Here is a 12684-nt window from a genome sequence, read left to right on the forward strand (position 1 = left end):
AATATGACGCTAACTGTGTTAAAAATTTCTCATTTAGAACAACTAAATAGCAAAATTTTTGCCTGGTTATCGAACATATTTTCTCGCCTCAAAATAGAACACTTAATTAAGCAAATTGGTATAACAAGGAAAGGTGCCGAACCGGGTGCGGGCTGTGTGTACCCGGTTCAGCATTGGACGGCGCTGATGGGCCGGTGAATAAGCAGGTTATTTACTGATGTGCGGGATGATACGCGCGTAAGCAGTCCGTGAAGCGATTTAGGGCCTGTTGTGCTGTGCGTTTATCTGTTGGGGAGGCGCCTTGAGGCTTCAGCCCAGCCTTGCCACGTTGCTCAATAATAGCGCTAAAGGCCTGGGCAAAAGCAAAGCTGCCTGGCTGACAGTAGATGCGATGCTGTTGCAAAGCCGGATCATCTGGCTTATCTCTTGGCACACTATAACAAACCAGATAGGCCGGTATCTCAGGCATGTGGGCCTGACAAATAGCCTGAGGAAAAAGCACAAAGTCGGTTGCGCGATGGCTGTCCATGACCTCATCACACACAGGCAATCCCTGCGTGTTGCCCAGTGCATAACTGCAAAACATCACGTCTACCCCGCTGATTAGCTCAGACATGAGCGTATTAAACGCGTTTTTGACCTCCCGGGGGATTTCCTCCAGCTCCGTCAGCGGCGCAAAATCCTCGCCTTCTACACTATACTCGTCTACCCAGCTGTGCTGTGGCTGGGTGGGTATGGTGCAATAGCGATTTGGATTGGCCAGCGCATAGCCCAAATCAAACAACTCGGGCACCTCAGGTCTGTCTGACAAACACCCAAACCGGCTACCATCGGCGGCTTCACATAAACGAAAAATCAATGTACTCATGTTATCTGCTCCGTAGTTTGTACACTTAATTACGCTCAGAATAGGTGTTTGCAGCACGGACTTATCGGGTGATTTGCGCGGTTTTTTGCCGTAAATCTACGCACTTAATATACACATGCCGTTGAATTTACTGTTCCGTGTACCGATGTGAATTCAAAGCGCAGACCAGCTCACTGAGCATCGACTGCATTTGCTCGGCTGTGACGCTCGGGTCGCTTGCCAGCTTTTGCTGGATAGCCATCACCGCCAGGCTGACAGAGTTAAGCTGCTCAAGTGATTGCATACGTGTGTGCATAGCCTGAGCTTGCAGATTATTCTCGGGGGCCGGGCTTGCGGGCGGAGCAATAAAGGACTGTACGGTTTCCACTACTCTGTCGAGGATTTTATACACCAGGTTTGCCGAAAACCCGCCAACCAGCGCCATGGTGATCCTCAGCGCTGCCTGACTGACTTCGCTACCAGGGTTTTGTGCCGCCGTGGCATCGGCTACCGCTTGCAAGTCGATGGGAATAAGCTGGGTAAGTATGATCCCCGCTATCAGACCAACCACAAAGCGTACCCAGTAAGAGCTTTCATACTTAGGGTCGTAGCAGCCGGCTGTCACATAAGCATTGGCTTTAAATAACGCCGAAAAAGAGGCGCCGATAGCCGCTGCGGCCAGCAAAATAGCCTGTACATATAGCAGCCTGGTCCCTTCCATATCAAACATGCTGGCAACCATGTTTTCGTTATTGATATAGCTCGACAGGCTCAGCGCAATCAACGCAATTAACGAGGTAATCGCCACCAACATCATCTTTCGAATGAGCTTTACCCGCCCCAAAAACAACAGCCAGGATCCCTTATGACTTTCCTCTGCCATCAGCCAGATGGTCTCGGGCTTGGCAGGCGACACCAGTTCAGCCAGGCGATTGTGAACTCGGGCTAGATCCCGTGCGCCAGCGGCATTTTTATCTGTCCATTCAAGCTGGTGCAACATCACCACCGTACCTTCGGGCACCTGCAATCCTTTACGAAACGCAAAGGCCATCATGGCATGACACTCTTCTATCAGTTGCGTCCAGGCGCTCAGCCGCATGGTGAGTTCTTTGCAAGCGCCAGCACCTTCGGTGGCTTGTTTTGTCATTGCTACGCCCTCCGTGATTTACCAGTTAAACTCGCTGACTTGCCGGTTGCGGTAATCAAGCAAACGGGCTTGACCGCCCTCCTGTGGCCACAATGCCTGGTTACTGTTAAAGCTGAAGCCACCAGTTTGCGGACTATGCACATTCGTATAGACACGAACCATGCCCTGAGGCCGCAACACAGCACCAGAGTGAAATTCAAAATGCTGAGACTTATCGCCCTGGATACACCAGCCACTCAGATCAATCCAGGCGGAGCCCAGATTGGCAATTTCGATATATTCATCGCAGTGATCCTTTTGCTTTGCTCTGATGTAATAAACCTGACTGATCGCCACCTCAGAGTGTGCCGCTGTGCCATATTTCCAGCAGGAGATCTCTGCCCAAGTAGGATCGAGCAGAGTTGCGCAGTCTCCCTCGTTGTTCCAAATAGGCCGGGTACTGGCAAAGTTGGGCGCTGAACTGTGCCCGCTGGTTGCTATGGTCAGTTTCTCTTTGGGATATATCAAGGTGCGACGAGGAAAAACCAGCGACTGACCCCGATCACCTGCGCACAATTTCCAACCATGTAAATCAATGATCGCTGGCCCACGATTGAATAACTCCAGATATTCGTCCCGATAGTTCACATGACAGATCTGGATTTGATGTGGCGATAACAGCTCGAAGCAGGTTTGCCACCACACCGACATGGCATCGACTTCCTGGCCACTTTGTGTTGCCTGCACAAAATTGTCTTTGCATTGCTGCAAGATAAGATGTTCCAGCCTTTGCCAGCAAAGTTCACTATTTTGCAAATAGGCAAAGTGACGACTCAGTTCTATCAATGACATTTTGCTGATCGCATCCATACTCATACTCCCCTGTCTATGGACATAAATTGTTTAGCACGATTCAAAAACGCCGCTCTATCCTCCAGGCCATGGAGCCCGCCATTAATTTTACGGGTAATGGTGACCAGCTCGTCCTGATCGGCCAGCGTATTGAGCTTACGGCTTTGCCAGTAAAAGCAGGCCGATCTGACTGCTACGTCCGGGTCGCTACACACCAGCTCGGGCTGACTCAGCAGATCCTGCCCTATGGCTTCCCCACACTGCTGGTAATTGTGCTTTCCCGTCAACTGTATCAGCCCTCGGCCACGATAACGCCAGCCATCACCAGACGCTTCGTCGCCATTGCCCATACGGTCGGCATACACCCGGTTAGCAATTTTCTCTGGCTTGCGTGCATAGTCCGATGCCATCGCCGACGTGGGAAAGTACTTGCCGAACACCGAGCTTAATGCCACGGCTGAATAATTGAGGTTTTCCTGCGCATATCTGAGACTGCCGCTTTCATGGCCGATTTGCGCCAGAAAATGTGCTACCCGCAGCGGTGTTGTTATTTCGTACTCGCTCAACACCGAATTGAGTGCGCTCAGATAATAACGTATGTTATCGATACGGGCATGGGGCATGATTTCCTGGATAAGGCGTTGTTCAAGTTGCATATTGGTCGTCCTGTGGTCTGTTTTAATGACCATCAGTCTGCCCAACCCTTAATGCAGATACTCGGACAATCAAATGCAGATTCGCGGGGGGATCTATGATGTGCCAAAGCCGCAGGCTTTAAAAATAATGCTGTGTATAAAGGATAAAACCAACAAGCACAGCGCAGTCGCCGGGTTTAATCGTCGCCGCTCAACTCAGTCAGGCGCGCCTGATAATATTGCGCCCGCTCCGCCTCCCCTGCTGCATCGTAATATTGTGCGGCCAGCTTAAAGCACGCGACCAGCCAGTTGCTCAGCTCCAGAGACGCAAAGTGCCTGATAGCGGCATCCAGCGCCCGCTCCACGCCACTTTGCCCGCTTGCTGTACGCCACAATACATTGTGATAGAGCACAAAAGATTGAATTTCTATGTTGTTCAATGATTTATCTGCTTTAAGTTTGGCCAGCTGCGCAATATCCAGCTCAGCCTGAACCCAATCGAGCGTTGCCGGTGCATACTGCCACCCTACCCAGCGATAATAAATGTGTTTTTCTGTCTGCTCGCTAAACTGGGTTTGTAGTTTGGCCACCAGCGCTAACGCCTGCCCCTGATCACCACGTGCAAAGGCCAGCTTGCTGCGTACAAAGTCGATAGCGGACGCAAGCTCAGTCTGCTCGAATCGCGCAAACACCTCAGCCTGCGTAATGCGCTGTTCGGCGCGTTCAAGCTGCCCTTGCCTGATATACACCGCCGCCTGCTTGAGCCGTGCCAGCCCCATTTGCTCTGCGTCGTGTCTTTTGCTGGCATAGCGATAAGCATTACCGTAGTAAGCCAGTGCTTGCTGGTAAGCACCCTGTTGGCGTTTACGATCGCCCTGAGCAAGCCAGGCCGCCGCCTGACGCTGATAAGTCGTAACCTGATAGTCTCGCTCCGGGGCAGACGAGCAGCCTGATAGCCACAGCGTCCACAACACTGCCAGCATGCTTGCCCTAATCATGCATTTCTATCCCTTCGTTCTCGATGGGGGCACTGATCCCATCTCTGAATACCGGGTGATTGTTGAGCGCCTCCAGGGTTTTTTCCATCTGCTGCAATACTTGCTGCACACTGTGCACCGTTAGGACAAACTGCTCCCGCTCGCCGTGCACATCTTTGAGCATTTGCTGCATTACAGTCAGGTTAGCATTGAGGTTATGCAGCACCAGAGGAAGCTGACTGTCGGTAATCTCTTTCACCAGCTCAGTGGGCTGACCATAGGTCGTCAAAGTGGTTTGCGCCTGGGTGAGCATGCTGTCGGTTTTAAGCAGGGTCTGGTTAAGCTGGTTCAGCAACTGCGGCATCTGGGCAAGCCACACCTGACTTTGCTTGAGCGTTTTTTCGGCCTGTGGGAGCAATTCGCTTTCACGCAACTCTTCGCTGACAATCATGATGTGGTCACTGATCTTGGCCACTCTGTCGAGCGCCCTGAACAAGGATCCGGCTTCTGGGTTGTTCTCTTTTTGCAGGTTCTGAAGTAAATCCTGAATGCTGGTCAGAATAGACTCTACATCGTCTTTTGCGCGAGAAACATAACCAGCTGCCAGATACTGCTGGCCAAGTGCGCTGTTAATGTGTGGCACCAGCGCCCCGGCAGGTAGGGCCTCAAACGGTCCGACTTTGTCCGCCTCTGGCAAAATCAAATCTAAGGTTGTCACCTCATCAAATATGGGGTGCTGCTCACCGGTTAACAGTGCATATTTAACCACTTTTCTGCTGTATTCATGAAACACCCAAAACTCAACGTCGATTTCATTACTCTGTAAATTAAGCTGGTAACTGTCAATCCGGCCTATCTCCATGCCTTTAAAATACACTGCAGGCAAAGCACTTAACCCACGTGCATTATCCAGCACTGTTTTGTAGTACACCTTGTCTGCAAACGTGTGGTTGTTCACCAGGATCATGATACAAAACGCGGCCAGCAGGAATATGCCGGTGAGGCTAAACGCAATCACAATTCTATTGGCATTTTTGGGCTTGTGCTGCATGCTCACTCCCCAACGTTAGTTCATCCGGTAAGCCCAAATGTAATTGCTGATCCGCCAGGCTGGTAATGAGCTCCTGACGATTTGAGCACAACACTAAGGTGGTGCCTTTTTCTTTGAGTTGCCTGAGTAACTCCAGTTCATGTCGACACCAGGCTCGGTCAACCTGGGCCATGGGCGCATCCCAGATCAGGGCTTTAGGCTCCATGAGTAAGGCCCGGGCAAGCCCGGCCAGTGACGCCAGCCCCGACGACAAACGGTCGGTACGCTGATCCAGATATTGAGTGAGCCCAAACTGCTGGCAAATTTCCCGCACCTTGTGCTGCTTTTCCTCCTGGCTCAGGCGGCTATGATGGCGGTTTAACGGCAACAGCAGGTTTTCTTCGAGCGTCAGGTTAGAGATTAAGGCAGAAACCTGGAAGATCACACCGAGATCGCGGCGAAAACGAGCATATTGCAACGCCGTCATTGCCGTAATATCAACGTCGTCGATCAGCACACTGCCCTGCTGTGGCCGGGTAATGTCACAAATAATGCTGAATAACACAGATTTACCGCTGCCCGAGCGCCCGGTGATCAGCAAACACTGACCGGACTCAACGGTCACATTGATATTGGCCAGAATGGGTTGCTTCGCCACACTGTGGCTGATGTCTTTGAGCGTGATCTTCATTACCAATCACCCATCAGTGCAAAATACAGCAGGGTAAACAGCACATGGATCACACACAGGGCTATCAGCCCCCGACCCACCGCCTTGATGTTACGTTGTGGCACTTCAGTGATTGCACTTTTTACGGTCAACCCATGATAGCTGGCTATCAGGCTGATCATCAGACCAGAAAACGCGACTTTGGCCAGCATAATCACCATATCAAGCCAGTGTAACTGCGCCATCAGCTTAGCAAAAAAGGTGCTGACAGGAATGGAGGCAAAGGCGTTGCTTACCAGATAACCACCAAAAATACCGCAAGCCACAAAGTAACTCATCAACAGGATCAGTGAGGCCACCATGCCCAGCACCCGCGGCGCAACTAGATAGGAGATGGGTGACACGCCCATGGCGATTAAAGCGTCTATTTCCTTACGTACCACCATGTTGCCAAGCTCTGTGGTAATGGCGGTACCTGAGCGAGCGAGCACCACAAAACAAACAATAAACGGGCCGAGATCTCGGACAATGGTGGAAATTAAAATCGCGTAAATCCACTTAACCTGTCCAATGGAGGATAACAGCGGATAGCCCTGCACTATGATCAGCGCCCCGATCAACAGGGCAATTAACATGACCAAACCCAAAGCTTCCACACCGGTGAAGCGGATCTGACGAAGTAAGATCTCCAGACTGATAGAGCGGTTACGATGGAACACCAAAAAGTCCGAAACCACATACGCTGAAAAAGGTAAAAATCCGTAATTAATCATGACTGCTCCCTATTGCTTGATACAACAGACACAGCATTGCGAGGCCCTTATTGATTCAGTTAACTTTAAGCGTAGCAGTAATTTGCTTTAATACAGTGAACAAATCGTGATTACTTGGTGAACCAAGCGGTTCGGTTTTAGTCAGGTGAGTGACAAGTGTTTTTCCATAGAAAAATTCACCAGCGTAACGCCTTGTCGCTCAATTTGGTTGCGTTTTACCAGGCTGAAGCCGCGCGCCGCAAAAAAGTGTCGGGCGGGAATTGAGGCTTCTACATACAGACGCGACAACCCTTGCTTGATTGCCTGCTTTTCAACCTTGTCGTACAGCGCGCCAGCCACACCGATACCCTGAAAATCAGGGTGTACGTAAGTACAATCAATGTGCCCGTCAGGGTCCAGTTCAATAAACCCGACCACCTGGTCGTTACTCAGTGCCACCCAGGGTTGTTTTTCAGCCAACCGCTGCGACCAAAACGCATAGTCCGGTGGGCTGGGCGCCCAAACGGCTTTTTGCGCGCTTCCATATATTTCATCGTCAATGGCATGCACCGCGGCATGAAACAAGTCGGCAATGTCTGTGGCCCACTGTGCCTGATAGGGTTGAATATTCATCTTAATCCTTTTTTAACGGTTCGGGTGATAATCTTTCGCGGACTGACACTCGCGCTATTTGCGGTGTAACAACGACGAATCATTGTGGGTGGATGTTTTGATGCCAGTCAATGTCAACTGGTTTTATTCTGCTAGGATATTAACTCTAATCGTGCTACTTAGTCAGGGACCACTTATGACAGACACCCAGTCGATCCAAGAACCCGCCAGTTTACTGCAAAAAAAGCGCCTCTGGCTACAAATTGTAATTGCCCTGGTATTAGGCATCACCGTGGGCTTACTGCTCTCTCCTCAGGGGGCAGCTTTGGTCAGCAAGCAAGCTGCCATGGACATTGCCCAATGGGTTGCCCTGCCCGGCCAGGTTTTTCTCGCGCTGATCCAGATGGTGGTGATCCCTTTGGTGCTTTCCTCCATTATTCTGGGGATTGCTGGTAACAAAGACACCGGGTTTTTGAAAAAAGTCGGGATCCGTATCTTACCTTATTTTGTCACCACCACGTTTGTCGCGGTTATTCTTGGTCTGGCTGTGGCCTACCTGATAGAGCCAGGTAATTATGTGGACAGTGCCCTGTTCAATGCCATTGCGGATCAACCCGTTCAGGTTGTAGCAACGCAGGCAGCCCAAACCTCCATTCCCGATAAAGTTGCAGCCATCATTCCAGCCAACCCTACGCAATCCACGCTTGATAAAGACATGTTTGCTATCGTTATATACGCCAGTTTTATAGGTATGGCCCTGACAACGTTAGCCGAGCGTCGTAAAGCATTGCTGGTTGATTTTATGGATGGGATCCAGTCTGTTTCTTTGCAGATTGTAAACTGGGCCATGTTGCTGGCTCCCCTCGCCGTGTTTGGTCTGCTATGTGACATCACCATTCGCATTGGCGTGGATGCCCTGATCGGTGTCTCGGCGTACGTTGCAACTGTGCTGCTGGGTCTGGCCAGCCTATTACTTATCTATACCCTGGTGGCCTCCATGGTTGGTAAACTGCATCCACTGAACTTTTTACGAGCGATCCGCAGCGCTCAGCTGTTAGCCTTTTCTACCTCCAGCTCAGCGGCTGTGATGCCGCTGTCTATGCGTACCGCGCAGGAACAACTTGGAGTGAAAAAACCCATTGTTCAGTTCATCATCCCCCTGGGCGCAACCATCAACATGGATGGCACCGCTCTTTACCAAGTTGTGGCCGCTATTTTTCTTACTCAGGTGTTTGGCGTTGACTTGTCGATGAATCAGGTTGTACTGCTGATCCTCACCACAGTTGGTGCATCAATCGGTTCACCCAGCACGCCCGGCGTGGGGATAGTGATCCTGGCATCGGTGTTGGCCAGCTTTGGTATTCCGGCAACCGGCATCGCCCTGATCCTGGGAGTCGACCGGATCCTGGATATGTGCCGTACCGTCATTAACGTCAGTGGCGATCTGACAGCCTGTGTGGTGATGAACCACTGGTTAAAAGACGAACTGGCGCTGACTGAGCACACTCAGATAAGTGAGCATGAAGTGGCAACCAGTTAGGTGCTGCTTTATTCCTTCAATAAGCTAAGGCCACGCTCAGGTTTAAGCGCGGCCTTACATTCATACAATGCCAAATACTACTTACGCTCCAACTGCTCAATTTGTTGCCAGAGTGCTTCAGCCTCCGATGTGAGCATCGCATAGCCCCGAATATCACCGTTTCGCTGCGCATGCATCGCCTCTTCAAGCTTAGCATCGTAGGCTTTGCGCAGCTTTTTGACCGGATCACGTTTTAAGAACTGAAACATAGATTGAAATTCCAAAATGCAAATGTGCAGGATTAAACGTAGCGTAAGCCGCCTGGGATCAACTCGCCCAAAGGCAATCAGCGTTACGAATACATACTCTGTCCCCAACCGTTTAGTTAGGTGTAATCCGCTGTAATTGCCGAAAATTGAGCCTTTGCCTATACCCTCTTCATTACAACCTCGATTGCCCGTTTAAACTGGCTAGCCCTGTTCACTAGCTTTGAGTCTAAAGGACCAACAACATGACTGATATTTCAACTATTCCATTACCTGACCCCATTAGCTGGGATGAAAAAAGCGCGATGGCAGAGCTGCATATTTTGGGGCTGGATGGCGTTTTTCTGGAAAATCAGCTCAACCTGCTGTGGTATCTTGAAGCACTCGCCGAAGTATGTTCAGAGACCCATATTGCAAGACGCGAAGAGTTAGCCACCTTCTGGCAGCCCTATTTATACCGCGAGCCGGGCTATACTTTACAAAGTTTCTTTTCTAAGTGGTTAACTTATACGCCAACCCCAGAAAAGCCGGGGTTGTACATAGAGTACTGGGACTACTTGGTTAATACCGAATCCGGTTTAAAGCTGGCCAACGATGGCTATTTCAGAGGCTGGTTCAGACAATTTTTAAACTTTCACGGTTACTGGATCAACAGCACGTCATCCACAAACACCCTGAGCGCCTGGATGCAATACAAAGGCACCGATGCACACCCGTTCAGTATTGAAGATTATCAACGCCCGGATCCACACAGCCCGGAAGGCGGATTTCAGTCTTTTAATCAGTTTTTTCTGCGTAACCTGAAACCCGGTGAGCGCCCTTTGTGTCATTGTGCCAATGATGAAGGAGTGATTGTGTCTCCTTGTGATGGCGGAGTGTTTTTTCTGGACAAAGGGGGTTATGAGGTAAACGAAAGCCAAGCCAGTAACCGCTATCTGCTGCCCGGCAAATCCGGCGACTACTTTAACCTGACAGAAGCCATTCCGGGCTATGGCCGGTGCTTTGTCGGTGGGCCTTTACTCGATATTTTACTCTGGTTTACCGACTACCATCATTTTCATGCCCCCGTATCTGGCACCGTGATAGATCAGGGCCTTTATGAAGGGTCATACAATTACGACTTTGATAATTTTAATCCAAGGCACCCATACGACCCGTTACCGCCAAAAAGCAGCGACCAGGTTGGCTGGTATCAAAAGTTCGGTAAGCATCAGCGGTATGTCTGGGTAATTAAAACACCCGATCTGGGGCTAGTGGCCATGGTTGCCATTGGTTTTTGGGGAGTTGGCAGCATAGTGAATGCCGTTGAAACAGGCGCTCAAATTGAGCGAGGTGAGTATATGGGCCACTTTGGCTACGGCGGCTCATCTATCGTGCTGGCGTTTGAACCAGGCAGAGAGTATCAGTTTCAAGTGGATGGGCAGCCCGTTAGCGGGCCAAATACTCCAACTCAAATGAAGGTCCGGGCTTGCCTGGGCAAAGCCTTACCACCATTAAAGTGGTAACAAACTGGCGGTAAAAGTGTCCGTGATAATGCCACTTTTTTGCGTACATGCAGCAAAGTGGCTTGCTGTGCACGCATATAGGTTAGATAAGTCGTGTACCCTTATATCGTGCGGGAAGCAAGGTTTTGGGTAGTTTAAACAACTTTGTCGCTTACTCCTTGTAATAGCCCGTAATGGTTTAATCCATCGGTTTGGTCCAATCTTTCTTTATACCCTTGCCACACGGGCATCTGGCAGTTTTTCTGCAAGGGGTCGTGTGCGCTTTGTTTACAAACAGGTATGCCAACAGCGCGCCACTTTGGACGAAAAACGCTGTAAGCAAGCAACCGTTACACGATAAGGACCATGCAATGACAAGCAAATCACAACCCTCTTCCATTCGCCCTTACCCTGAATTAGTTAAGGATAACGAACCCACAGTGCCACAATTTGGCATACTCGATAAACTTCACGGCACCTGGGTAAACTGGAAAGGCGGCCCCAAAGGCTTGCATACTACACCCATGCCCTCTCCCGGGACTTCTTCAGAAACTGTGTTCGGGGTTTTCCATTTTAAATCGCAGCAATACCGCGAGCAGCTAACCTTCACGAAAGTGAACGCGCCGGTTCGCAATCGTGCGGGCTCAAACGAGCAGTTTAATGGCCCGGTTAAGTATGAAACCGCTATCATTGATAACAAAGGCGATCTTCAACACTTCGAGAACGGCATGTACTTGTGGCTGGGCGACAACACGATGCCGTGGCAAGAGGACGGTAAATACCAAAACCCACGTACCATGTTCTCCCGCCCTTCAACCCAGGAAACCGTCGATGAAGATGGTGGTGTGCCGGTGATTGGCCCTGGCGAACTAGGCCCGCAGTTTGTCCCGCCACACTCTATCTCACGCTCCGGCGTGATCCCCCATGGCACCACGATTCACCTGACAGGCAACGTGACGCATTTTGACAAAAAAGAGACACCAGATGCCCCTGAAAAACCTGAGATTGCAAAACTTTGGGAGCAGCCCTACCTGTCTATCTCTCCTACCATGGGTATAGATCCAGAACGTGACCTGATCCCGGGCAGCCTGGAAAAGCCATTCTGGACAAATCTGCCACGGGAGGAACAAAGAGACTACCCTGGCCAGCCCGAGGCGCACCGTGGGGTAAACAGTGCCCGAGCCTATTTTTTGAATATCTTTAATTATGATGAGGATGGCGCCAAGTTCCCCTACACTGTTCAGCCAAATCTGTTACTGTCACAGTTCAATGAGAGATTAAATTTCAAAAGCTATGATCTGATCGAATTAGACAGCCAGCATGATACCGGGGTGCAGGGTGCCACCGTTAATAATGTTATGATTGAGCGCTACTGCCGTGTGGTTCGCATGCGCCATCGCATGTGGCTGGAGCGAGTTGAACTCGAAAATGGCAAAGAGATAGATCAGTTGCAATATGAGCAAATCGTAGATTTTGAATTTATGTTCGGTGCTAGTGGCGAAACCACCCAATGGCCTCACATTCAGGTCAATACTTTGCGCCGCATTGAGGACATTGCAGAAGAAGACCGATACACCCCTATTAAATTGCCTGAAGAAGCCGACACGCCTGTCAAAACGCCTAAAGCTAAGGTTCACCACATGAACCATAAAGTAAAATAAGCCTGCCAGGCTTGATGCGATGACTGGCGGAGCAAAGGCTTGCAGTCATCGCCCTTGTCATACGCACTCTCGTGTAACGCTTCTACGCTTTGTACAAGCTAAACCCTGAACCACTTTGAAGCTGGAAGGTTACAACAGCAATGCTTTATACCAATTTCACTTAATACCTGTTCAATTTGACGGAGCAAACATAACGCTAACGGTGTTAAAAATTTCTTATTTAGAGCAACTAAATAGCAAAATTTTTGCCTAG

General features: G+C 50.1%; 13 protein-coding genes and 1 pseudogene. 4 read left to right on the forward strand and 10 right to left on the reverse strand.

What is annotated here, in order from left to right; all coding sequences use genetic code 11:
• Positions 1-198: pseudogene (locus C3B51_RS23835) on the forward strand (hypothetical protein); the annotation flags it as partial.
• Positions 199-211: 13 nt separating this feature from the next.
• On the opposite strand, the gene C3B51_RS22895 reads toward C3B51_RS23835, so the two are convergent.
• The 9 genes from C3B51_RS22895 to C3B51_RS22935 form a co-directional block, all read right to left on the reverse strand.
• Positions 212-868 carry a hypothetical protein gene (locus tag C3B51_RS22895; protein ID WP_130246510.1) on the reverse strand — a complete coding sequence of 219 codons (657 nt, stop codon included), beginning with the start codon at positions 866-868 and terminating at the stop codon, positions 212-214.
• A 127-nt stretch (positions 869-995) separates the two neighbouring features.
• Complete coding sequence (locus tag C3B51_RS22900) at positions 996-1994, reverse strand: hypothetical protein (protein ID WP_130246511.1); 999 nt, start codon at positions 1992-1994, stop codon at positions 996-998.
• Between the two features lie 18 nt (positions 1995-2012).
• Entirely contained in the window at positions 2013-2843 is an 831-nt protein-coding gene (locus tag C3B51_RS22905) for a lamin tail domain-containing protein (RefSeq protein ID WP_165389230.1), read from the reverse strand.
• Positions 2844-2845: 2 nt separating this feature from the next.
• Complete coding sequence (locus tag C3B51_RS22910) at positions 2846-3481, reverse strand: glycoside hydrolase family 19 protein (protein WP_130246513.1); 636 nt, start codon at positions 3479-3481, stop codon at positions 2846-2848.
• 176 nt (positions 3482-3657) lie between these two features.
• Entirely contained in the window at positions 3658-4458 is an 801-nt protein-coding gene (locus C3B51_RS22915) for a hypothetical protein (protein ID WP_130246514.1), read from the reverse strand.
• Positions 4451-5488 (reverse strand): MlaD family protein, encoded by a 1038-nt coding sequence (locus C3B51_RS22920; RefSeq protein ID WP_130246515.1) that lies wholly within the window; start codon positions 5486-5488, stop codon positions 4451-4453. Before C3B51_RS22920 ends, C3B51_RS22915 begins: the two co-directional genes overlap by 8 nt.
• Entirely contained in the window at positions 5460-6158 is a 699-nt protein-coding gene (locus C3B51_RS22925) for an ATP-binding cassette domain-containing protein (RefSeq protein ID WP_130246516.1), read from the reverse strand. The genes C3B51_RS22920 and C3B51_RS22925 overlap by 29 nt, the downstream gene beginning before the upstream one ends.
• Positions 6158-6910 carry an ABC transporter permease gene (locus C3B51_RS22930; RefSeq protein ID WP_046006953.1) on the reverse strand — a complete coding sequence of 251 codons (753 nt, stop codon included), beginning with the start codon at positions 6908-6910 and terminating at the stop codon, positions 6158-6160. Before C3B51_RS22930 ends, C3B51_RS22925 begins: the two co-directional genes overlap by 1 nt.
• A gap of 141 nt (positions 6911-7051) precedes the next feature.
• Positions 7052-7522, reverse strand: a complete 471-nt coding sequence (locus C3B51_RS22935) for a GNAT family N-acetyltransferase (RefSeq protein WP_130246517.1) — start codon at positions 7520-7522, stop codon at positions 7052-7054.
• A gap of 175 nt (positions 7523-7697) precedes the next feature.
• Between C3B51_RS22935 and C3B51_RS22940 the strand changes: the two genes are divergently transcribed.
• Positions 7698-9041, forward strand: a complete 1344-nt coding sequence (locus C3B51_RS22940; RefSeq protein WP_130246518.1) for a dicarboxylate/amino acid:cation symporter — start codon at positions 7698-7700, stop codon at positions 9039-9041.
• Between the two features lie 77 nt (positions 9042-9118).
• Here C3B51_RS22940 and C3B51_RS22945 read toward each other — a convergent pair whose 3' ends face one another.
• The gene (locus C3B51_RS22945) at positions 9119-9289 is read right to left on the reverse strand and encodes a DUF6435 family protein (protein ID WP_125717670.1); all 171 of its coding nucleotides are present in this window, start codon (positions 9287-9289) and stop codon (positions 9119-9121) included.
• A gap of 242 nt (positions 9290-9531) precedes the next feature.
• Between C3B51_RS22945 and C3B51_RS22950 the strand changes: the two genes are divergently transcribed.
• On the forward strand, positions 9532-10791 hold the full coding sequence (locus C3B51_RS22950; RefSeq protein WP_130246519.1) for a phosphatidylserine decarboxylase: 1260 nt from the start codon (positions 9532-9534) through the stop codon (positions 10789-10791).
• Positions 10792-11141: 350 nt separating this feature from the next.
• Positions 11142-12431 (forward strand): peroxidase, FMP-type, encoded by a 1290-nt coding sequence (locus C3B51_RS22955; RefSeq protein ID WP_130246520.1) that lies wholly within the window; start codon positions 11142-11144, stop codon positions 12429-12431.
• Positions 12432-12684: the final 253 nt, after the last annotated feature.

Source organism: Pseudoalteromonas rubra, from assembly GCF_004212645.1.
GTDB classification, from domain to species: Bacteria; Pseudomonadota; Gammaproteobacteria; order Enterobacterales; family Alteromonadaceae; genus Pseudoalteromonas; species Pseudoalteromonas rubra_G.